Consider the following 24,190-nt stretch of genomic DNA (forward strand, 5'->3'; position numbering starts at 1 on the left):
CCTACTACCACTAAAAGATGTAATCATGAACCCCAAAAATGAAATCTTGACAAGCTGCCAAACAAGAAAAAATTAATTAATAATACGAGAAATGACGCAATATTTAATAAAGCGACTGATTTACCTTGCCATTCTTTAACAATTCTCATATATAAATATATGCTGTAAACAAGCATGACCATAATAGAACCAAAAACCTTTGTATCATACCAGAAAAATGTATCTAGCTTTATGTATGCCCAAATACTACCCAAAATAAGGCTTAATAGAAGCATTGGTACACCAATCACATTTAAAACATATGACATATGATCAAGTTTAGATAGGTCCTCAATTCGTAAAAGCCGTTTTCCCCATTTTTTCTTTTTTAATAGATTGTATTGGAACGTATAAAGAATAGAAAAAACAAATGATAGTGAAAAAGCTCCATATGAAAGGATGGCCATTGTAATATGAATCAATAACAGTTCTGAAACAAGCTGACTTGAAACCGCTGCTGAAACATATTGAGTTGGTGCAAATGTATGTAATGACATCATGATAAAGCCAATCACATTTGTGAAAAAGATAATAAATTCTGCCCGCAAGAATTTATTTAAAACAACAGATAAGGTTACTAATACCCATGTGTAAAAATATAATCCTTCAAAAACATTTAAGACAGGGAATCTGCCTGTTTGGAACATACGAGCAAATAAAAAAATTGTTTGTAAAAGCCAAACAATAGAAAGCAACCAGAAGGCAGCTCGTTTCGCCTTCCGGTTGATATGAAGAAAATCTATAAAATATAAAAGTACACATATCGCATAAAGTATAATTGCTACTTCATTGATTCTCGTTAAACTCATTTCCATATTGTTGAGGTCCTCTCACTTACGATTGAAGTGAAGCACGATAATTGGAAAGTTGCTCATTTGATGTGAATGATAGCTTTTCCGCTCTCTCTTTTTGCACTTGTTCTTCAACAGCTTTTTCAATGTTAAAGATTTTCATAAACAAATCTAAAGAATCATCAGCATTTTCTCCGGCCGAAAGCTCTTTAACTTTCAAAATAGGATCTTTTAGCAGCTGATTTATGATACTCTTCGTATGCTTGCTAAGTAACTTTCGCTCACGTTCAGTTAAATTTGGCATTTTACGTTCGATGCTCTCCATCGTCTCAGCTTGGATGTTTAATGCTTTTTGGCGAAGAGCAGATATGACTGGAACAACCCCTAGTGTATTAATCCATTGTTTAAATTGAATAATTTCAGCTTCAATCATAAGTTCTATTTTTTCAGCTGCAATTCTCCGCTCCTTCAAGTTTGCTTCAACAATTCCTTGTAAATCATCGATATCATATAAAAATACGCTATCTAATTCAGCAAGAGATGGATCTAAATCACGAGGAACTGCAATATCGACCATAAATAATGGACGACCCTTTCTCATTTTCTCAACAAGTGACATCATTTCCTTTGTAATGACAAAGTCTTTTGAGCTTGTTGAACTTATTATGATATCCGCTTCCACTAGACCACATTGAAGCTCATTCATAGATTTAGCTTTTCCATCAAAACGATGAGCCAGCTCTTCGGCCTTTTGAAGGGTCCTATTCATAACAGTAACTTTGCCAACGCCGCTTCCTTGCAGGTTTTTAGCTGCTAGCTCGCCCATCTTTCCAGCACCTAAAATAAGAACATGCTTCGATTTTAAATCACCGAAGATTTTCTTAGCTAATTCTACAGCAGCATAGCTTACTGAAACAGCATTTGCCCCAATATCTGTTTCTGAATGAGAGCGCTTTGCTAAAGTTATAACTTGCTTAAATAATTGATTGAAGATTGTACCAACAGTGTGGTTATCTTGTGATAGCAAAAAGCTAGAGCGTACTTGTCCTAAAATTTGCGTTTCTCCAAGAATCATCGAGTCCAATCCGCACGCAACTTTATATAAGTGCTCCATTGCACCATCTTGTTCATAAATAAATAAATAAGGTGATATCTCATCTTTTTCCAGTCCAAACCATTTTGCTAAAAACGCTTTGATATAATAACGTCCTGTATGAAGTTGGTCGACAACCGCATAAATCTCAGTACGATTACATGTTGACACAATCACGTTTTCAAGTATGCTTTTTTGGTCTTTTAACTGTTTCATCGCATCAGATAGCTCGTTCGGTTGAAACGAAAGCTTTTCACGAATTTCAACAGGGGCTGTTTTATAATTTAAGCCGACAACAAGTATATGCATTTTCCCCTTTACACCCCCACATGCAAAGATCCCTTTTAGTAATATTATAACACGGTCCGAAAATCATCACTTCATAAAATGTGAACAGTGATTGAAACTCTGTGTTATGATAAATTAGATTTAATAAAGTCATTGTTGGTCTATTATACCTACAATATATGACATGATCCATCATGATATTCTCTTTGTACAATAGCAAATATTAGGCTGTTTATCAAGTGATTGGATTGCTGTGACATTTTAAATATAGTTTTTATTTTTAAGAGGTGAACAGATGAAAAAAATATCGTTATTACCCGGAATGATTTTCATAGGTATTGGTATTTATTATTCTTTCCAAAAATTAAATATTCATTTATTTGAAAATCAAAATAGTTGGCAGGTGTTCCTTATTCTTTTAGGTGCTGCCTACTTAATTAGCGGCCATTTCGACAAAGATAATTCTGCTATTTTACCAGGGATTATTTTAGCTGGTCTGGGTTTTCACTTTATATTTCTTTCGAAACTACCAAACTGGCCCGATCATCCTGCTGCTTTTCTCTTTATTTTAGCAGCAGGGTTACTATTGACTTCGATGAAAACAAAATCAGGATATGCACAAGGGTTGATGATACTTGCGATTGGCCTATTTCTACACTTTTTTCAGAAGATCATTGGATCATTAACGATGTTAAAAAGCGGTGTACATATTCTCGAAACCTATTGGCCATTCTTGTTAATTTTTATTGGCGCCTTTCTATTGTTTATGAAAAGAAAAAAATAACCGCGTATGTTAACAATCTCATTTTTTTAACAGAAAACGCAAAAGACTGACATAGGAAAATAACTTCCTTGTCAGTCTTTTTTATATGATAATACGATTTTATTGATTTAAGAACCTCACGTCCATCATTTTTTATGATGTATAATGGTGAATGATCTTCCATGCCTCATCTTTTCCTTGTCCGGTTTCAGATGAAAATAAAACGAATGCATCAGTCTTTTCCATATTTAATTTCTCTTTTATAACTTTTACATGCTTTTGCCATTTACTTTTTGGAATTTTGTCTGCTTTTGTTGCAACAATAATCACAGGAATGCCATAATGCTTTAAAAATCCGTACATTAACACATCATCTTGTGTTGGTGGATGACGAACATCAATTAATAAAACAACTGCCCGCAATTGTTCACGAGATGTTATATATGTCTCAATCATTTTCCCCCAGGCTTCACGCTCTTTCTTACTTACCTTTGCATAGCCATAACCTGGTACGTCAACAAAATGCAGCTTTTCATTAATGATATAAAAATTCAACGTTTGTGTTTTACCGGGCTTTGAAGAAGTTCTAGCAAGATTTTTCCTCGCAAGCATTTTATTAATAAATGATGACTTTCCTACATTTGAACGACCTGCTAAAGCTATCTCAGGGATATCTTCAGCAGGGTATTGATTAGGTCTAACTGCACTTATTACGATTTCTGAACTAGTTACTTTCATTTTTGCTCCTCTGCTAATGCATGTTTTAATACTTCATCTAGATGAGATACAAGAACAAAGGTGAGCTCATTGCGAACACTTTCTGGAATATCATCTAAATCCTTTTCATTTTCCTTAGGTGCAATGATTTTCTTTAACCCTGCACGGTGGGCACTTAGTGTTTTTTCCTTTAAGCCGCCAATTGGCAGGACCCTTCCGCGAAGAGTGATTTCTCCTGTCATTCCAACTTCTTTGCGAACAGGTCTGCCTGTTAACGCTGAGACTAAAGCTGTTGCCATTGTAATCCCTGCAGATGGTCCATCCTTCGGCACAGCACCTTCAGGAACATGGATATGAATATCATTCTTTTCATGGAATTCTGGGTCAATGTGAAGCTCCTGTGCTCTTGAACGAATATAGCTAAAAGCAGCTTGGGCAGATTCCTTCATCACGTCACCTAACTTACCAGTCAGAATTAGCTTCCCTTTTCCAGGAGCAACAGATACTTCGATCGATAAAGTATCCCCGCCAACTGTCGTATAGGCTAAACCAGTTACAACGCCAATTTGATCTTCTAGTTCAGCCTGTCCGTATCTAAAACGATGTTTACCAAGGAATTCTTCAAGGTTTTTATCGGTAATGATTATTTTTTTCCGAGATTCTTTCACGATTAGCCTTGCAGCCTTTCGACAAACGGTTGCAAGCTGACGTTCTAAACCACGCACACCAGCTTCTCTCGTATAATAACGAATAATACTTTGCAAGGCATCGTCACGAATTTGCAAATGTGATTTTTTAAGACCATGTTCCTGCAATTGCTTCGGTAATAGATGTTCTTTCCCAATATGAACTTTTTCTAGTTCTGTATAGCCAGCAATATTAATGATTTCCATTCGATCACGAAGCGGTCCAGGAATTGTAGCCAGATTGTTTGCCGTTGCAATAAACATAACTTTTGAGAGATCATAGGTTTCTTCAATATAATGATCACTAAAGGTATGATTTTGCTCTGGATCTAATACTTCAAGTAAAGCAGCTGAAGGATCACCTCTGAAATCACTAGACATTTTATCAATTTCATCTAATAAAAAGACCGGGTTGATCGTACCTGCCTTTTTCATCCCTTGGATAATTCGCCCCGGCATCGCCCCTACATATGTACGTCGATGGCCACGTATTTCTGATTCATCTCTTACTCCACCAAGTGAAATTCGGACAAAATGGCGATTTAAAGATTTCGCAACAGAACGTGCTAATGAAGTTTTACCAACACCTGGAGGTCCAGCTAAACAAAGAATTGGTCCTTTTAAGGATTTCGTTAATTGTTGAACAGCTAAGTATTCTAATACACGTTCTTTTACTTTTTCTAGTCCATAATGTTCTTCGTTCAGTATTTCTTCAGCTATATTGATATCTAACCGGTCTTCTGTAGCATTCGACCACGGCAGGGAAAGAAGCCATTCAATATAATTCCGGATAACGGCACTTTCAGCTGAGCTGGAAGGTATCTTTTCATAGCGATCTAATTCTTTTAAAGCAAGTGTTTTTATATTATCAGGCATACCTGCTTGTTCAATACGATCTTGAATGGATGAAACTTCACCGGTTTTTCCTTCTTTATCACCAAGCTCTTTTTGAATAGCTTTCATTTGCTCGCGAAGATAATATTCTTTTTGTGTACGTTCCATCGAACGTTTCACACGCTGACCGATCTTTTTTTCCAGCTGAAGTACTTCTCTTTCATTATGGATGATTGAGATCACTTTATTTAGCCGATCTTTGACATCCAATGTTTCGAGGACTTCTTGCTTTTCTTTCAGTTTTAACGGCAAGTGAGATGCTATAATATCTGCCATTCTCCCTGGTTCGTTTATATCAGACACTGTGGCATATGTTTCTGCAGAAACCTTTTTTGAAAGTTTTATGTATTGCTCAAAGTATTCAAGCATTGTTCTCATCAATGCCTCTTCTTCAATACTTTTTTCAACTGGGTCTTCAATCATTTTTACTTCAACAGAAAAATAGTCATCTTCCTCTACAAAACCCTGGATTTCTCCGCGTTCTAAGCCTTCGACAAGTACACGAATCGTTCCGTTAGGTAATTTTAACATTTGCTTTATCTTCGTTAAAGTTCCAATTTCATATATGTCTTCTTTATTTGGCTCATCTATCGCAATCTCTTTTTGAGTCGTTAAAAAGATGGTGTTATCTTCCATCATTGCTTTTTCTAACGCCTGAACAGATTTTTCTCTTCCTACATCAAGGTGTAGTACCATCGTTGGATATACTAGCAAGCCTCGTAACGGTAGGAGGGGTACGATTAGAGTATTTGATTTCGCCATGCTCTTACACCTCCATGACATAATAGATCGTTCTTTGTTCAATTCTATCTTATTCTTTTACAAGTGTCTATTTGTAAGAACACTAAAAGGGGACTGACCCCTAAAAAGTATTTACTGATTACTTAAGCAATATACTCTATAGGAGGCTGTCCCCAGATTTAAGTTAGGACTAGGGGGCTATCCCCTTGTTATACTGATTCCTGTTGCGGAAAAACTTGGGTATTTTTCTGCAACAAAGGATTACTTTTCTCTGTCGGCGGATTCACAAGCGCAATATCAAATACTTCTTGTAAATTAGTGACAGGAATAATCTTAATTCCTTCAATATCCTTTAAGATTGATTGCATATTTTCCTTTGGAATAATCACTGTTTTTGCCCCAGCTTTTTTAGCAGCTTTAATTTTTGGTATGACTCCTCCAATTGGCTTTACATTGCCGTGAATACTTATTTCACCTGTCATTGCTACATAATTATCAACTGGAATTCTATGAATGGCTGAGAAGATTCCCGTGGCCATTGCGATACCTGCTGATGGTCCATCTATTGGCGTGCCACCTGGGAAATTAACATGTATATCATAATCACCTGCATTTATTCCCATTGACCTTAAAACAGTGATGACATTTTCGATTGAGCCCTTAGCCATACTTTTTCTTCTAATAGATTTTGAGCGATCGCCAATACTTTCTTCTTCTACTATACCTGTAATATTAATTTTCCCTTTATCTTTCTCTGCAGAAATAATGGTAACTTCAATTTCTAAAAGAGCGCCGGAATTTGGGCCGTATACCGCGAGACCATTAACTAAGCCAACCTTTGCCTTATTATTAATTTTTTTCTCATATCTTGGTGTTAATTGACTAGAATGAATTACCCATTCAATATCCTGTACAGTTATTTCTTTTCTGTCTTCTGACAAGGCAGTACCTGTTGCAATTTGCATTAGGTTTACAACTTCACGGCCATTCCGAACGTATGATGTTAAAACATTTATTCCTTCATCACTTACTTTCATTTCCACTTTATTAGCTGCTTTTCTTGCAACAATTGATAATTCGTCCTGTTCTAAATCCCTAAAGAAAACTTCAAGACATCGTGAACGGATGGCCGGAGGAATTTCATTTGGTGTTCTTGTTGTTGCTCCAACAAGACGAAAATCAGCTGGCAGGCCATTTTTGAAAATATCATGAATATGTGTTGGAATTTGAATATTTTCTTCATTATAATACGCGCTTTCTAAAAATACTTTACGATCTTCAAGTACCTTTAACAATTTATTCATTTGAATAGGATGCAGTTCACCAATTTCATCGATAAATAATACTCCACCATGAGCATGTGTAACAGCCCCTTGTTTTGGTTGGGGAATTCCAGCCTGTCCCATTGCCCCTGCACCTTGGTAGATCGGGTCATGAACAGAACCAATAAGAGGATCAGCAATACCTCTTTCGTCAAATCGTGCTGTTGTTGCATCTAACTCTACAAAAACAGCGTTTTCCTTGAATGGTGATTTTTGATTTCGCTTTGCTTCCTCTAATACCAGCCTTGCAGCAGCTGTTTTCCCTACACCTGGCGGCCCATATATAATGACATGCTGTGGATTTGCTCCACATAATGCGGCTCGCAAGGAACGAATTCCATCTTCTTGCCCAACTATATCCTGGAAGCTCTTTGGTCTTACCTTTTCTGCCAAAGGTTCCGTTAACCTAATAGATCTCATTTTCCTGAGTTGTTCCATTTCTTTTTTTGATTCACGGTCAATTGAGATTTTTTGAGTTCTTTGGCTTTTTAATAAATTCAAGAAGTACATCCCGATAATAATGCCAAAAAACAATTGAATAAACAAAGCGATACTTGTCCAACTCATTGTAGTCCCTCCTGCTAAGGTGATTACCGCTACTTGTGAACCATGTGTTCACGATGATTAGATGAACATGGACATGGCCTATGTATAAAAAAGAGATTCTTCTCACTTATAGCTGACAAAAGGCAAGCATTAGCTTACCTTTGCTGCTTTTAGCAAAATATTTCGTGGTACTTATTGTATGAAGCGGTTATTTATAGCTAGTATCTCCGAGGTTTAACAGGAATAAACATGTTTTCTTTATTAGAATCTATCCGATGTATACGTTAGTAAGAATAGATGGTTAATAGGATAGACACAAAAAAGAAGCCGACTTTTACATCAGCTTCTTCCATACTTTAATCATCGTTTTAAAACATTATGCAGAAGTTTTTTTATCTTCCTGGACGACAGTACCATCATTTAAGACAAGCTTAGGTGGTGTTTTACCTGTCACTGCATCACCAGTAATAATTGTTTTAACAATATCTTCTCTAGATGGTAGATCAAACATCATATCAAGCATAATGCCTTCAATGATTGAGCGAAGACCACGAGCACCAGTTTTTCTCTCGATGGCTTTTTTCGCGATTTCTTGAAGAGCATCCTCTTCAAATTCAAGTTCTACTCCATCTAAATCAAGCATTTTTTGATATTGTTTAACAAGAGCATTTTTAGGTTTTGTTAAGATTTCTACCAATGCATCTTCATCTAAAGGCTCCAAACTCGCAATAACTGGTAAACGGCCGATAAATTCTGGAATTAATCCAAATTTTAATAAATCTTCCGGTAATACCTTTGAAAGAAGGGCCTTTTTATCTAAATCTGCATTTTTATTGTCTGAGCCAAATCCTATTACTTTTTTACCTAGACGGCGTTTAATAATTTGTTCAATTCCATCAAACGCACCACCACAGATAAATAAGATATTTGTAGTATCAATTTGAATAAACTCTTGATGTGGATGCTTTCTTCCACCTTGTGGAGGAACGCTGGCTACTGTACCTTCAAGTATTTTAAGTAATGCTTGCTGTACACCTTCTCCTGAAACATCACGTGTGATTGATGGGTTCTCGGATTTACGTGCAACTTTATCAATTTCGTCGATGTAAATAATTCCTTTTTCTGCTTTTTCAACATCATAGTCAGCTGCTTGAATAAGCTTTAAAAGAATATTTTCCACATCTTCTCCAACATAACCAGCTTCAGTTAAAGAAGTTGCATCTGCAATCGCAAATGGCACATTTAAAATACGAGCTAACGTTTGCGCTAGTAATGTTTTACCACTACCTGTTGGCCCAATCATTGCAATGTTACTTTTTGAAAGCTCTACATCATCAATCTTACTGTTTGAATTTATACGTTTATAGTGATTGTATACTGCAACAGCTAAAGATTTCTTTGCTTGATCCTGCCCAATAACATATTCATCTAATATTTCATTAATTTCTTTTGGTTTTGGAACATCTTTAAATTCAACTTCTTCTTCCGTACCAAGCTCTTCTTCAACAATCTCAGTACAAAGCTCAATACACTCATCACATATGTATACACCTGGTCCTGCAACTAACTTTCGAACCTGATCTTGGGTTTTACCACAAAATGAACATTTTAATTGTCCTTTTTCGTCGTTAAATTTAAACATTGTTTCACCCCTTATATCTTTATCTCAATCAAAATGATTCTACCCCACCCGATAAAAATGTATCTCTTCCTAACCAATTTACATAGTAGGCAGGTGTCATTCTTTACAAGAATGTAAAAAAATTGAATGTAAATATAGGTATGTATTGCATTTTACCATAAGTCATGCATTGATAGGTAATAATACTGCTCCAAGTTTGAAAAAGGATCTATTGTTGTTGAAAAAAAACCTTCATGAGTCAACAAAAAAACTTTTCTAGAATTGAATTATGTTTCTTACTTCAAGTGTATGTATGTATCAGCTTTCTTATATCATTCCCTAAGGAATATAAATAAAACATGTTTGTAGAAATGTAAGTAATGTAACCTATATTTATTTCATTACCTTTTATACTAAATTAGTAGTAAAGTCTAATTGATCATCATTCAGTCATCTTTTTACCCTTGGAATTGAAAGCAGCTAATTTGTACAAAACAAGGCACGATCTGCTCGCGCCTTGTTCTTTAATTATTATTATGCAACAACTTTGCTATTTTCTACAAGAAAATCGATTGCTTTACGAACTTTTAAATCTTCTTTTAAACCTTCAGCTGATCCGCCTAATGCTTGTTTTATATTTTCAACAGGCATGTTGTACATTTCAGCCATTTTTGTTAATTCTGCATCCACATCTTCGTCAGTAACTTCGATGTTTTCAGCTTTAGCAATCGCTTCTAAAGTTAAGTTGTATTTTACTCGTTTTTCAGCATCATCTTTCATTTGAGCTTTTAATGCTGCTTCATCTTGACCTGAGAATTGGAAGTATAAGTCAAGATTCATACCTTGCATTTGAAGACGTTGCTCAAATTCTTGCATCATACGAGAAATTTCGTTTTCGATAAGTGCATTCGGAATATCAACTTCTACACCTTCAGCAGCTTTTTCGACTAAAGTATCGCGTAAGTGATTTTCAGCCTCTGCTTTTTTAGCTTCTTCAAGACGAGTTCTTGTTTGAGCTTTTAATTCATCAAGTGTTTCAACTTCTTCGTTAACATCTTTAGCAAATTCATCATCTAAAGCTGGAAGTTCTTTCGCTTTAATTTCATGAACTTTCACTTTGAATACAGCTGGTTTTCCTGCAAGGTTTTCAGCGTGGTATTCTTCAGGGAATGATACTTCAACATCCTTCTCTGCACCTGCTTCTAAGCCAATAAGTTGTTCTTCAAAGCCTGGAATGAATGAACCTGAACCAATTTCTAAAGAGTAATTTTCTGCTGCTCCGCCTTCGAATGCTTCTCCATCAACATAACCATCGAAATCAATAACCGCAGTATCACCGTTTTCAATTGCGCCTTTCTCTTTAACAACTAACTCAGCATGACGTTCTTGAAGCTGCTTTAATTCATTTTCAACATCTTCATCTGATACAGTATCGTCTAATTTTTCGATTTCTAGACCTTTATATTCACCTAATTTCACTTCTGGTTTAACAGTAACTTTTGCAGTGAAAATTAAGCTTTTTCCTTTTTCAACTTGCTCAACATCGATTTCAGGGCGATCTACTGGTTCAATGCCAGCTTCATCAACCGCATTTGGATAAGCTGTTGGCAGAATGATATCTAAAGCATCTTGGTAAAGTGATTCAACACCAAAACGTTGTTCAAACATTCCACGTGGAATTTTCCCTTTACGGAAACCAGGGATTGAAACTTGTTTAACTACCTTTTTAAATGCTTCATCTAGTGCATTTGTGAAATCCTCTGCAGAAACTTCAACCGTAAGAACGCCTTCGTTCCCCTCTAATTTTTCCCATTTTACTGACATATGTTGTTCCCTCCAAAATATCTATTATGATTGTGCGAATAAGTGATAGGTAATTGGTGGTTGCTTGTCCAGTTTAAACAATCATCCGCTATCATATACCTGTTTATGTACGGCAGAAAGTAACCGAGTACGAACCATGCTCAGGATTTCGTAATAACAAGTGCGAAAGCGCCTTGCACAGTCCCGACAAGCATAAGACGCTCCCAAATACCTTCATTTCAAGAGTGACTTATGCATCGATGGGCTATACGCTGCAGCAGGATGCCGAGCACATAGCCAAAGTACAAGATACTATAAAATCCTAAGTTTTAAAAAAAGCAGGCTGATTATGCCCACAATAAATAGACCTTATATACGTTGATCACTATTTTGCAACCATTTTATTATAACACAGAAAACATTCCTTTCAACACAAAGCCTCATATTTGCATATAAGAAATTTCTTCTATTTGATATATTTTTTTACACGCTTCTTGAAGTGTAGGGAATGATTGATTGTACATTTCCTGTACTTCATTTTGATCAATTGTTATTCCGTGCATCTCATAACCCACAATATGAAGAGCAGCTGCCCATAAGTTAGCATCTGTCGGTTGTGGTAAAAGAGGATAGAGAACATATAAGTGTCTAATCCATAGTTCTTTTACTGCTTCATAAAGAGTGGGATTTTCATTCCCTAAAATGTCATCTAATTTTGTAAGTACTTTTTTCGTAAATGGTAGATCTGAAATATCTTCAAGCTTTGCTGGGATTACGGTTATTGATTCCCCAAACTTATAAACGGTGACTTCTTTTTCAATTTCATTTTCAATCATTAAATGTAAAATCATTGATTTAACCATTGGGTGACTTTTAGGATTTTCTAAAAGTATCTTCAAGGATGAAAAGTGTTTAATTACATTTCGATCTTTGAGTGATTGTATATATGCCAGTTGCTTTGTAGTATTTTCTAATACGTCTTCAATGTAGAGTGTTTGTTGATCTTCAACACCCTCATCCTCAAAAATATCCACATCGTTTTGTGTCATTTTACGACTGAATTCTAATAATTTATAAAAATGCTCTGCACTCTCTGCAGGTAGATGATTCTCCTCAAGAACAGCCTCAATGGTTGATTGTACTTCATGATACTCACGAAGCTGTATGAGGATTGTTAAATAAATTTGTAAAACAGTGAAATAATGGCCGATATCTTCTAAAAGCATTTTTTTACAAATATTTTTAGCCTCAACTAGCTCACCGAGTTCCATAAAGCAAATGGCCATACCTAAATGAATCTCTGCTTTATCTTCGTTTAAATTCTTTGCTTCAGAGAACATTTCAAGTGCTTGATGATATTTTTTCTCTTTTAATAACGCCATACCCTTATCAATATAACGTTCCTTTAAATTAGGAAAAGGGATAATATTTGAACGTTTTTTCTCATCCATATGTTGGTCAACTCCAGCTTCAAGCTTTGCCTACAAGTTTATCAATCCAACACTTGGAAAACAAGCAATACATGAGAAAATCTTCGCTAAAGGTACGGACAAAAGGCGAAAGTTAAGGTCTTAAATACGACAAAAGAAGAAAAGAAGCTAGCATTATAAAAATGTAGCTTCTCTTTCTTCTTCAAATTTCTTAATTTGGTCATTATAATTCATTGTTAAGTCAATTTCATCTTTTCCATATAAAAGCATATCCTTCCAATATGGATCGACTGTAAATGACTCTGATAATTGATCGTTGTCAATAATCTTTTGTTCCTCTAGGTTTATCGTTAGCTCATAGCCTTCTACGTTTGCTTTCTTACGGATTGCATCTAATACAGATTGTTCTAATTTAATTGGCAATAATCCATTCTTCAGACAATTTTGATGAAAAATATCTGCATATGAAGGTGCTAATATTACTTGAAAACCGTAATCTGAAAGAGCCCATGGCGCATGCTCACGAGATGAACCGCAACCAAAGTTTTCTCCTGTAAGTAATATCGATGCACCCTTATTTTTCTCTTTGTTTAACTCAAAATCTGGGTTGTCAGATCCATCCGGAAGGAATCTCCAATCGAAAAAGGCAAAGCGACCATAGCCAGTTTTTTCAATACGTTTAAGAAATTGCTTAGGAATAATTTGATCTGTATCAACATTTGCTCTGTTTAAAACAGCTACTTTTCCTGTATGTGTAGTAAATGGTTTCATTATGCCCCTCCTGTTATGCTTGAATTTTCTCTTTCTGAATATGACGAACATCCACAAATTTCCCATGAAGAGCTGCCGCTGCTGCCATAGCTGGACTTACTAGATGTGTTCTTGCTCCTTTACCTTGTCTGCCTTCAAAGTTACGGTTAGATGTTGATGCACAACGCTCTCCCTCAGGAACTACATCATTATTCATACTTAAACACATACTACAGCCCGACTCTCGCCATTCAAAGCCTGCTTCTTTAAAGATGATATCTAAGCCTTCTTCTTCAGCGACTTTTTTCACAGTTTGTGAACCAGGTACTACAAGTGCACGAACAGTAGGCGCAACTTTTTGCCCTTTGTGTGCTTTTATAACTTCTGCAGCCTGTCTAAGATCTGTTAAACGTGAATTTGTACAAGATCCTATAAAGACATGTTCGATTGTTATATCTTCAATTTTCATATTTGGTTGTAATCCCATATATTCAAATGCTCGTTTTGCTTCGTCAACTTCCTCTTCATTTTGGAACCCATTTAGATCAGGCGTTTTTTCATCAACCCCAACAGCCATTCCAGGATTTGTTCCCCATGTTACCATAGGCGCAATATCCTCACCTTGTAATGTAATTACTTCGTCATATTCCGCACCTTCATCTGTTTTTAATGTTTTCCAATATTTAACAGCTTCTTCGAACTCTTCTCCCTTTGGTGCATACTTTCTGCCTTTAATATAGGAGAACGTTGTTTCGTCAGGTGCAATTAATCCTGCTCTTGCTCCTGCCTCAATAGACATATTGCAAATAGTCATACGCTCATCCATTGATAAGTTTTCAATAACCTCACCGGTAAACTCAATAATGTAACCTGTTCCAAAACGAACTCCATACTTGCCAATCACAGCTAATATCACATCTTTAGCTGTTACACCTTGTTGTAATTTCCCTGGAACATGAATATTAAGTGTTTTTGGACGTTGTCTCCAGATTGTTTGTGTTGCTAAAACATGTTCAACCTCACTTGTACCGATACCAAATGCAATAGCTCCGAAAGCTCCGTGTGTTGAAGTATGGCTATCACCACAAACAATCGTTTTTCCTGGAAGTGTTAAGCCTAACTCCGGACCAATAACATGAACAATCCCTTGATCTTCACTTTCAAGGTCTGCTAAACGGATTCCAAATTCTTTACAGTTATTTTCTAATGCATTCACTTGAAGTTTCGCAATCTCGTCTTTGATCACAAAGCGATTAACTGTAGGAATATTATGATCCATCGTTGCAAATGTTCGATCAGGTCTTCTTACTTTACGATTTTTTTCACGTAGGCCTTCAAATGCCTGTGGAGATGTAACTTCATGTATTAAGTGTAAGTCAATATAGATTAAATCAGGTTTCCCCTGCTCTTGTTGAACAATATGCTCATCATATATCTTTTCAATTATCGTTCTTGGCTTCATGGTCAGGTACCCCCTTTAATAGATAGAAAAAATGAGGGGCTGACTTAGTACAAGTGTCAGACCCCTCAAACTCAATATAGCTGATCGTATAATTGCCTTTACAACTATAATTGGTCATTATTGGTTAGGACAACTCCATATCATTGGTCAGCCCTTTATACATTTCGATTTATCCATACTTTACGGGCCGCCCCCCTTTTTTTCTTAAGCTGCTCGAAAAAGCAAAGAAGATAGGTGAGGATAACTACTCGTAAAGCTTCGATAAGTCTGGCTTTTTATGAATAAGCTTCCATAATATTTAAAATAGCATGGTCATCCGCTAGTGCATTTTTAATTTCTTCACCAATTTGTTTTGTTGAAATTGCATTTCCATCCTCAGAAAGATCTGCTGTTCTTTTACCTGAATTTAAAACATTATCAACCGCTTTTTCAATTGCTTTGGCCTCTTCCTCTAATCCGAATGATTGACGAAGCATCGCTGCTGCTGAAAGAATAGTAGCTATTGGATTCGCAATATTTTTTCCGGCAATATCAGGAGCAGAACCATGAACTGGCTCATATAAATGCAGCCCACTTGAAGACAAGCTTGCAGATGATAGCATTCCAAGTGAACCTGTAATCATAGATGCTTCATCACTTAAAATATCGCCAAACATATTTTCAGTCACAATGACATCAAATTGTTTCGGTGAACGAATAAGCTGCATTGCTGCATTATCAACAAGCATATGCTCTAAAGTGACATCGGGATATCTTGCAGCAACCTCTTCTGCTACTTCCCTCCATACCCTGCTTGATTCTAATACGTTTGCTTTATCAACTGATGTAACATGTTTACGGCGCTTACTTGCAATTTCGAATGCAGAAACAAGAATTCGTTCGATTTCATAACGTTTATATAGTAATGTATCGACTACAGCTTCTTCACCCTCATGAACAATACGCTCACTAGGCTTTCCGAAATATAATCCGCCAGTTAGCTCCCTAACGATAACAAAATCTACTCCATTAACGTATTCCTTTTTTAAAGGGGAAGAATCTAACAAACTATCAAACGTTTTAATTGGGCGAAGGTTCGCATACAAATCAAGTTCTTTACGCAAAGCCAAAAGTCCCCGCTCTGGTCTGAGTTCAACAGGATTCTGATCCCATTTCGGCCCACCGACAGCACCTAAAATAATTGCATCAGATTTTTTACAAGTAGTAATCGTTTCCTCAGGCAGTGGGTTACCTTTTTGATCTATCGCATCTCCACCGATCAGTCCATAATTAAATTGAAATTGATGATGAAAATGCTCTGCAATAGCTTTTAATATTTCAACTGTTACATCAACCACTTCTTTACCAATGCCGTCACCCGGTAATAATGCGATTGTTTTTTTCATGAATCTATCCCCCTTCTTGTAATGTATTAATTTAGTAGACTTGCTTCAAAGGATAAATTAGGTAGTTCAGATAGTAGCAAAATACGATTAACTGCATTAATGTAAGCTTTAGCAGATGCTTCTAGTACATCATGTGCCATCCCTCTGCCACTAGCTTCTGTTTCACCAATTTTTATTTTCACATATACTTGTGCAAGTGCATCACGTCCGCCGCTATTAGACTGGATGCGATAATCTATTAAATTAATTGTTTTTCCTACACAACGTTCTAACGTATTGTAGATTGCTTCAACACTACCCGCACCAGTTGCCGCTTCTTGAATTAACTCATTTTCAGCGTTTAATAAAGTAATCGTTGCTGTAGGAATCTGTGATGTACCATATTGTACTTGTAATGATTTTAATTCGAAAGCTGCTTCTTTTGCAGCAACCTTCTCTTCTAATAGAAGAACTTTTAAATCATCATCAGAAATTTCTTTTTTCTTTTCCGTTAATTCTTTAAAAGCAACGAATAATTTATTCACTTCTTCATCAGATATTTCATACCCTAATTCATGTAATCGATTTTTAAATGCATGACGCCCAGAATGCTTACCAAGTACCATTGAGTTTGTCGAAACTCCGACAAGCTCTGGAGAGATGATTTCGTATGTTGTTTTTTCCTTCAACACACCATCTTGATGGATTCCAGACTCATGAGCGAAAGCATTTTTACCGACAACTGCTTTATTTCCAGGTACAACCATACCAGTTAAGCTGCTTATTAAATCACTTGTACGTTTCGTTTCTTTCAAATACAATCCAGTTTTCGCTTTGTAATAATCACTACGGATGTGAAGAGCAACTGCAACTTCTTCTAAAGCTGCATTTCCTGCTCGTTCACCAATACCATTAATTGTTCCTTCGATTTGCCCTGCACCATGTTCAATTGCTGATAAAGAGTTAGCAACTGCCATGCCTAAATCATCATGGCAGTGTGCTGATAAAATAATATTATCGATACCCTTTACGTTATCACGTAAATAATGGAAAATTTCACCGTACTCCTTAGGTGTAATATATCCAACCGTATCAGGAATGTTAATGACGTGAGCTCCTGCCTCAATTACCTTTTCGACAATTTCCGCTAGGAATGGCAATTCAGTACGACATGCGTCCTCTGCAGACCATTGGATAATCGGAAAAAATTGCGCTGCATATTTCACAGCATCAACAGCACTATGAATGACCTGTTCCTTCGTCTTTTTAAGCTTATATTCTCTATGGATAGGAGAAGTAGCCAAAAACACGTGCAGTCTAGGTTCTTCAGCGAATTTTAATGCTTCCCATGCTGCATCAATATCCCCTTTTACAGATCGTGCTAGCCCTGTAACAGAGCTATTTTTGACTGCTTTTGCTATCTCTTGTACTGCTAATAAATCACCTTTTGATGTAGCAGGAAAACCTGCTTCAATAACGTCCATTCCGAGTCTTTCTAGTTGTTTTGCAATCTCAAGTTTTTCTCTAACATTTAGATTAACACCTGGAGATTGTTCACCATCACGGAGCGTTGTATCAAAAAGGTTAATTTTTCGCACTCACACTCACCGCTTCTTTCTTGATTTGTTTTGATTTTACGAACGGCATCATAGCACGTAGTTTTTTACCAACAACTTCAATTTGGTGCTCGTTTTCGTTGTTATTGATTGCATTAAATTGTGGACGATTTGCTTGGTTTTCTAAGATCCATTCTTTTGCAAATTTACCTGTTTGAATGTCTTTAAGAACTTCTTTCATCGCTTCTTTAGAACGTCCGTCTACAACACGTGGTCCTGAAACGAAATCGCCCCATTGTGCTGTATCAGAAATTGAATATCTCATTCCAGCCATACCATCTTCATACATTAAATCAACGATTAATTTTAATTCATGTAAACATTCGAAGTAAGCAACTTCTGGTTGGTATCCAGCTTCAACTAATGTTTCGAAACCTGCTTTTACTAATGAAGTTAATCCACCGCAAAGAACTGCTTGCTCACCGAATAAGTCTGTTTCTGTTTCTTCTTTAAATGTAGTTTCTAATACACCGGCACGTGCTGAACCTACACCTTTTGCATATGCAAGTGCAGTTTCTTTTGCATTACCAGTTACATCTTGGTAGATTGCGAATAATGCAGGTACACCAGCACCCTCTTCATATGTTCTTCTTACTAAATGACCAGGACCTTTTGGTGCTACTAGGAATACATCAACATCAGCAGGTGGTACGATTTGACTGAAATGTACGTTGAATCCATGAGCAAATACTAATGAATTTCCTGCCTCTAAGCCTTGTTTAATTTCTTCTTCATATACTTTCGCTTGTTGCTCATCTGGAAGTAATACCATTACTAAATCCCCAAGTTTTGCTGCTTCAGCAACAGATACTACATGATGACCATCTTCTACCGCTTTATTAAATGAACCGCCTTGACGAACACCAACTACTACGTCAACGCCGCTTTCTTTTAAGTTAAGTGCATGTGCATGACCTTGTGAACCATATCCAATGATTGCTACCTTTTTCCCTTGTAATGCTGCTTCGTTTACGTCTCCGTTGTAATATACTGTTGTTGTCATGTATAATCTCTCCCTTAAATAATTTTTAGAATATTAGCAGATATTTTACTTTATATATAATCTTTAAACCTGGTTAATTCAGGTAAGATCACTAACATATTTAAACAATTGATAACGGTACTTCCTTCGCTGTTCTTTGAGTGCCACGAGCAAAGGCTGTTGTACCAGTTCTAGCAATTTCTTTAATGCCATAAGGTTTTAATAAATCAATTAGAACTTCAATTTTCTCAGATTCACCTGTTACTTGAACGACAACACTTTCGCGGCTAACATCAATGATCGAAGCACGGAATGGTTGAATAAGACCTTGAAGCTCTAATCTTGTAGAAGGTGTTGACATTACTTTAATTAACGCAAGCTCTCTTGAAACAATTGACTGTGATGTAATATCAGTTACCTTTAATACATCTATTTGTTTATTTAATTGCTTTGTAATTTGCTCTACTTCTTTTTCCTCTTGAACATTTACAACAAGTGTCATTCGTGAGACACCTTCTGTTTCAGAATGTCCTACTGTAATACTTTCAATATTGAAGTGTCTTTTTGAAAATAACCCTGTAATTCGATTTAATACTCCAGTTTGATTAAGAACTGTTAATGATAGGATTCTTTTCATAGCTTTACACCTACCATTTCATGCAATCCTTTTCCAGCAGCAACCATCGGATAAACATTTTCATTCTTACTTACATGGATATCCAATAATACTGGTTCATTTGAAGTGATAGCTGCTTTTAATTTATCTTCCCAACCTTCACTCTTTTCAATTCGTACACTATTGATTCCGTAAGCTTCTGATAATTTCACGAAATCCGGCTGAGTAACAAATTTCGAATGTGAATAACGTTCTTCATAAAATAGTTCCTGCCATTGTCTTACCATTCCTAAAGCACCATTGTTTAAAATGACAACTTTTATTGGTAAGTTTAATTCGTGAATAACTGAAAGCTCTTGAACAGTCATTTGGAAACCACCATCACCTAAAACGGCTATTACAGTTGACTCTCGATCTGCTAACTGTGCTCCAATCGCTGCTGGCAAGCCGAATCCCATTGTACCTAAGCCACCTGAAGTTACCCATTTATTCGGATTTTTCAAGTTGTAATATTGCGCTGCCCACATTTGATGCTGTCCTACATCAGTCGTTACGATCGCATCACCATTAGTCCAATTATGGATAAGCTCTAATACATGTTGTGGTTTTAATTCTGTATCACTTTCTTTATAAACCAATGGATATTCTTGCTTATTAGAAGCAAGTTGTTCGTTCCATTCCTGGTGATCTCCTTGTTTTCCGTCCTGTTTTAATAGTTGTTCTAAAACAAGTTTTGCATCACCAACGATAGGAATTTGTGTTGGAACATTTTTACCGATCTCAGCAGGGTCAATATCAATATGTGCAACTGTTGCTTTTTGTGCAAAGTGTTGTAAATTACCTGTAACTCGGTCATCAAATCTTGCTCCGATACTTATGAGCAAATCACAGTCATAAAGTGCCATGTTTGCTGTGTATGTTCCGTGCATTCCAGCCATTCCTAAGAATAAAGAATGATCTGCCGGAAAACCACCTAAACCCAATAATGTGTTCGTAACAGGGATTTGTTGTTGTTCTACATATTTCACTAAATTTTCTGATGCATTGGCATGTAATACACCTGCACCAGCTAATATAACTGGTTTTTTTGCTCTACTTACCGCTTCCACTAATTTGCGAATTTGTAAATAGTTCGGTTCGCTTGTTGGTTGATATCCAGGTAGATTAACTGAAATATCGTAATTAAATTCGCCTTCGATAGTGGCAATATCTTTTGGAATATCAATTAATACCGGACCTGGTCTACCTGTAGTTGCAATATGAAATGCTTCTTTAATAATTCTAGGAAGTTCACTTATGTTGCGAACCTGATAGTTATGCTTTGTTATTGGCGTTGTAATCCCTAAAATATCAGCTTCTTGGAAAGCATCCGAACCGATAACAGATGATGCAACCTGACCTGTAAAGACTACTAATGGTAATGAGTCAATCATTGCGTCAGTTAACCCTGTAACTAAGTTCGTTGCACCTGGTCCAGAAGTTGCGATTACAACACCAGGTTTACCAGAGACACGAGCATAACCTTCTGCTGCATGAATACTACCTTGCTCATGTCGAGTTAATACGTGGAACACACCTGAGTCATATAGACTATCGTATATAGGTAAAACTGCTCCACCTGGATATCCGAATATGACTTCTACTTTTTCCTTTTTAAGTGCTTCTATAAGCATTAAAGATCCTGACATTGTGGCTGTACTATGGGCAGTTGAGTTATTCAACTGAACATTTGTACTCATATTCTTTCCTCCTTAAGCAGGCTACTTTTGCCTTTATTATTTTTTCATTCATATTAAAAACAGCATATAAAAAACCTTCCCACCCCTCATAAGACTCCACATAAACCTGTGTGTCAAAGGGGCAAAAAGGTTAATAAACTTTTTCGCGGTACCACCCTTCTTCATGATCAAAAACCGATCACCTTACGAACAGATCAACTGTTCACTTTGATAACGAGTACCGAAGAATGGGACTCGGTTAACCTTACTTATGTTTCAGATTAACACTCAGAGGCGAGTTCATCATTTGGAAGTATCACCGGCTTCCAGCTACCCCGGTTCTCTGTAGATACTTTACCAACGACTACTTATCCTCTTCACCGTTTTACTATATGAAAATTTGTTCGCCTATATGAAGGCTTTGCTCATAATTTTATGAATTTAATACACTTTTTAAAATGTTCATGTAACTTATTTGAACTTATATTACGCTCTAAAAAAGCTAGTGTCAACAGTGTTTTACGAATTATTAGATAATTTAGATTTTACCGATAATATTGAATCCGCTTTCATCGTTGGTATTATTGGAAAAGTATTTTAAAAATTTTTTTGAATAAAATGAAAAATCCGCAAATGTGGAGGCACATTTATCTCATTTATTTTTGGGGGTTATAAACAAAGGGAGAATTTTAGTTAACAACCGCTAACTCATCGTACTGGTTATATTACATGATCGACTTAGCAAAATGTACTAATATGTAAGAAAACCTTCCATATTTTTTAAAAGATACCTATTCATTATTTTTAAAAATAAAAATAAACCTTTCATGTCTTCATGAAAGGTTTAGTATGTATAATGTAATGGCGTCCCAGGAGAGATTCGAACTCCCGACCGACGGCTTAGAAGGCCGTTGCTCTATCCAGCTGAGCTACTGGGACATAATATAGATAATATAAATTATCAGCGATAATTAACATTATATTTAGATTGTCAGTGAATGTCAATAACCTTTTATTTTTTTTGTAAGCAGAGGGAAATTTTCTCCCTCTACTGCATTTACGTTAATGTAAATTGCTCTGACATATCTTCAATCATTTTTCCATTTACGTCATAAAACATGATATTTGCCTTGGTTCCAACTACTTCTAGTATAACATATGTTTTCTGTTTTCGCAGTACGGGCAGTCTGATACTTCCTGGATTGATAAATAGAATTTCATCTATTAATTCCGCCCCTGCAATGTGTGAGTGCCCATAACAGGCAATTTTTGCATTTAGTTCTAAAGCTCTGTACTTCAAATTCATCAAAGTTGATTTTACATTATATAAATGACCATGTGTTAAATACAAGCTAATCCCACTTACATCTATAAGTAGTTCATTAGGTAAGTCTGATCCAAAGTCGCAATTTCCTTTTACACCTTGAAATGATTTTAACTCAGTACTTTTTGCCGATAATTCGGAATCACCACAATGAAACATGAATTCCACTTCATTTTTATGGCGATTCACAATATCTGCAATTTCCTTTGTTAAACCATGGCTATCACTCATTATTAATACTTTCATGAATACGCCGCCCTACATTATGATTCTGTAATGACATCAATTAATTTTTTTAATGCATTTGCACGATGACTAATTTTGTTCTTTTCTTCTTTTGATAATTGTGCCATTGTTTTATGTAAATCACGAACAATAAAAATCGGGTCATACCCAAAGCCATTTTCCCCAATCGGTTCATGTGCGATAAATCCTTCACAAGTACCGACAACTGTTTTTGTCATTTGTCCTGGTCTGGAATACGCAAGTGCACAAGCAAATCTTGCTGAACGATCTTCTAATGCTTCTACAGCTGCTAATTCTTCTAGCACCTTCTCCATATTTGCTTCATCATTTTTATCCAGACCGGCGTAGCGTGCTGAATAAATTCCCGGTTTTCCACCTAGGTGATCAATCATTAATCCGGAGTCATCGGCAATTGTTACACGATTATAAGCTTTTGCAATTGCTTCCGCTTTTAAAATCGCGTTTTCTTCAAACGTAGTCCCTGTTTCTTCTACATCAATTGAAAGCGGATAATCTAACAAAGATTGAACTCGAAAACCCATTGGCTTTAAAAGTGATTCAAATTCCTTCACTTTCCCTTGATTTTTTGTTGCAATAATAATTTCTCTCATTTAAGTTCAACCTGCTTTGTCAAATTGTCTGTCACAATGAGTGATAGATCTCCTAATGCTTCTTTTTGATATTCAATTAGTGTTTGAATGCCTTGCTCCGCTAGATCAAGCATACTATTTAATTGACTTCTTGAGAATGTAGCTTCTTCACCAGTTCCTTGTATTTCAACAAGGCTGCCTTTTGATGTCATAATTACATTCATATCAACTTGTGCACTTGAGTCTTCTAAATAATTCAAATCTAAAATCTCGCCGTGCTCTGCATCAACACCGACAGATACAGCTGCAAGAAAATCTGTAATCGGGAGAGCTTTAATTTTCCCTTCATTCAATAGTTTGCCCAGCGCAACGGTCATTGCTACAAACGCACCTGTAATAGATGCTGTTCTTGTCCCTCCGTCAGCTTGAATAACATCACAATCGATCCATATTGTTCTTTCTCCTAATGCTTTTAGATCTACAACAGCGCGTAATGCTCTGCCAATTAATCGTTGTATTTCCATCGTACGTCCGCTTATTTTCCCTTTTGATGATTCTCTAATTGTTCGCTGCTCAGTTGCTCTAGGAAGCATAGAATATTCTGCAGTAATCCAGCCCTTTCCTTCACCACGCATAAAAGGCGGTACTCTATCTTCTATACTCGCGTTACAAATCACCTTAGTATTTCCGACACTAATCAATACGGAGCCTTCAGGATGAATGACAAAGTCATTTACAATATCTACTTTTCTTAATTGATCTACTTTACGACCATCATGTCTCATTTT

General features: G+C 36.2%; 19 protein-coding genes, 1 tRNA gene and 1 other annotated feature. Of the genes, 1 reads left to right on the top strand and 19 read right to left on the bottom strand.

What is annotated here, in order from left to right:
• Positions 1-23: 23 nt before the first annotated feature.
• Positions 24-854, bottom strand: coding sequence for a cytochrome C assembly family protein (locus GMB29_RS20495; protein ID WP_136351950.1), 831 nt, complete (start codon positions 852-854; stop codon positions 24-26).
• A gap of 19 nt (positions 855-873) precedes the next feature.
• On the bottom strand, positions 874-2,232 hold the full coding sequence (hemA, locus tag GMB29_RS20500) for a glutamyl-tRNA reductase (protein WP_136351951.1): 1,359 nt from the start codon (positions 2,230-2,232) through the stop codon (positions 874-876).
• A 274-nt stretch (positions 2,233-2,506) separates the two neighbouring features.
• Here hemA and GMB29_RS20505 point away from each other — a divergent pair, with 274 nt between their 5' ends.
• The gene (locus GMB29_RS20505; RefSeq protein WP_136351952.1) at positions 2,507-2,995 is read left to right on the top strand and encodes a LiaI-LiaF-like domain-containing protein; all 489 of its coding nucleotides are present in this window, start codon (positions 2,507-2,509) and stop codon (positions 2,993-2,995) included.
• A gap of 132 nt (positions 2,996-3,127) precedes the next feature.
• On the opposite strand, the gene yihA is transcribed toward GMB29_RS20505, so the two are convergent.
• The 17 genes from yihA to rph form a co-directional block, all read right to left on the bottom strand.
• Entirely contained in the window at positions 3,128-3,712 is a 585-nt protein-coding gene (gene yihA / locus GMB29_RS20510) for a ribosome biogenesis GTP-binding protein YihA/YsxC (protein WP_136351953.1), read from the bottom strand.
• Positions 3,709-6,033 carry an endopeptidase La gene (gene lon, locus GMB29_RS20515; RefSeq protein WP_136351954.1) on the bottom strand — a complete coding sequence of 775 codons (2,325 nt, stop codon included), beginning with the start codon at positions 6,031-6,033 and terminating at the stop codon, positions 3,709-3,711. Before lon ends, yihA begins: the two co-directional genes overlap by 4 nt.
• Before the next feature lie 188 nt (positions 6,034-6,221).
• Positions 6,222-7,901 carry an ATP-dependent protease LonB gene (gene lonB / locus GMB29_RS20520; protein WP_136351955.1) on the bottom strand — a complete coding sequence of 560 codons (1,680 nt, stop codon included), beginning with the start codon at positions 7,899-7,901 and terminating at the stop codon, positions 6,222-6,224.
• Between the two features lie 355 nt (positions 7,902-8,256).
• Positions 8,257-9,522, bottom strand: coding sequence for an ATP-dependent protease ATP-binding subunit ClpX (gene clpX, locus GMB29_RS20525; protein ID WP_136351956.1), 1,266 nt, complete (start codon positions 9,520-9,522; stop codon positions 8,257-8,259).
• Positions 9,523-10,035: 513 nt separating this feature from the next.
• The gene (gene tig, locus GMB29_RS20530) at positions 10,036-11,325 is read right to left on the bottom strand and encodes a trigger factor (protein ID WP_136351957.1); all 1,290 of its coding nucleotides are present in this window, start codon (positions 11,323-11,325) and stop codon (positions 10,036-10,038) included.
• A gap of 419 nt (positions 11,326-11,744) precedes the next feature.
• Complete coding sequence (locus tag GMB29_RS20535; protein ID WP_227551399.1) at positions 11,745-12,755, bottom strand: tetratricopeptide repeat protein; 1,011 nt, start codon at positions 12,753-12,755, stop codon at positions 11,745-11,747.
• Positions 12,756-12,908: 153 nt separating this feature from the next.
• Entirely contained in the window at positions 12,909-13,505 is a 597-nt protein-coding gene (gene leuD / locus GMB29_RS20540) for a 3-isopropylmalate dehydratase small subunit (RefSeq protein WP_136351958.1), read from the bottom strand.
• A gap of 13 nt (positions 13,506-13,518) precedes the next feature.
• Positions 13,519-14,946 (bottom strand): 3-isopropylmalate dehydratase large subunit, encoded by a 1,428-nt coding sequence (gene leuC / locus GMB29_RS20545; RefSeq protein WP_136351959.1) that lies wholly within the window; start codon positions 14,944-14,946, stop codon positions 13,519-13,521.
• A 275-nt stretch (positions 14,947-15,221) separates the two neighbouring features.
• Positions 15,222-16,331, bottom strand: coding sequence for a 3-isopropylmalate dehydrogenase (gene leuB / locus GMB29_RS20550; RefSeq protein WP_136351960.1), 1,110 nt, complete (start codon positions 16,329-16,331; stop codon positions 15,222-15,224).
• Positions 16,332-16,357: 26 nt separating this feature from the next.
• On the bottom strand, positions 16,358-17,908 hold the full coding sequence (locus tag GMB29_RS20555) for a 2-isopropylmalate synthase (RefSeq protein WP_136351961.1): 1,551 nt from the start codon (positions 17,906-17,908) through the stop codon (positions 16,358-16,360).
• Entirely contained in the window at positions 17,895-18,929 is a 1,035-nt protein-coding gene (ilvC, locus tag GMB29_RS20560; protein ID WP_136351962.1) for a ketol-acid reductoisomerase, read from the bottom strand. The genes GMB29_RS20555 and ilvC overlap by 14 nt, the downstream gene beginning before the upstream one ends.
• Positions 18,930-19,029: 100 nt before the next feature.
• Positions 19,030-19,545: an acetolactate synthase small subunit gene (gene ilvN / locus GMB29_RS20565; protein ID WP_136351963.1), complete on the bottom strand. Its 516-nt coding sequence runs from the start codon at positions 19,543-19,545 to the stop codon at positions 19,030-19,032.
• A complete protein-coding gene (ilvB, locus tag GMB29_RS20570) occupies positions 19,542-21,263 on the bottom strand; it encodes an acetolactate synthase large subunit (protein WP_136351964.1) in 1,722 nt (573 codons plus the stop codon). The genes ilvN and ilvB overlap by 4 nt, the downstream gene beginning before the upstream one ends.
• A gap of 114 nt (positions 21,264-21,377) precedes the next feature.
• Positions 21,378-21,632: a binding site (T-box leader), on the bottom strand.
• 472 nt (positions 21,633-22,104) lie between these two features.
• Positions 22,105-22,181, bottom strand: a tRNA-Arg gene (locus tag GMB29_RS20575).
• A 118-nt stretch (positions 22,182-22,299) separates the two neighbouring features.
• Positions 22,300-22,812 carry a metallophosphoesterase family protein gene (locus tag GMB29_RS20580; RefSeq protein ID WP_136351965.1) on the bottom strand — a complete coding sequence of 171 codons (513 nt, stop codon included), beginning with the start codon at positions 22,810-22,812 and terminating at the stop codon, positions 22,300-22,302.
• 17 nt (positions 22,813-22,829) lie between these two features.
• A complete protein-coding gene (locus GMB29_RS20585; protein WP_136351966.1) occupies positions 22,830-23,423 on the bottom strand; it encodes an XTP/dITP diphosphatase in 594 nt (197 codons plus the stop codon).
• A complete protein-coding gene (gene rph / locus GMB29_RS20590) occupies positions 23,420-24,187 on the bottom strand; it encodes a ribonuclease PH (RefSeq protein ID WP_136351967.1) in 768 nt (255 codons plus the stop codon). Before rph ends, GMB29_RS20585 begins: the two co-directional genes overlap by 4 nt.
• Positions 24,188-24,190 lie beyond the last annotated feature (3 nt).

The sequence above is a fragment of the Metabacillus sediminilitoris genome, from assembly GCF_009720625.1.
Taxonomy (GTDB): Bacteria; Bacillota; Bacilli; order Bacillales; family Bacillaceae; genus Metabacillus; species Metabacillus sediminilitoris.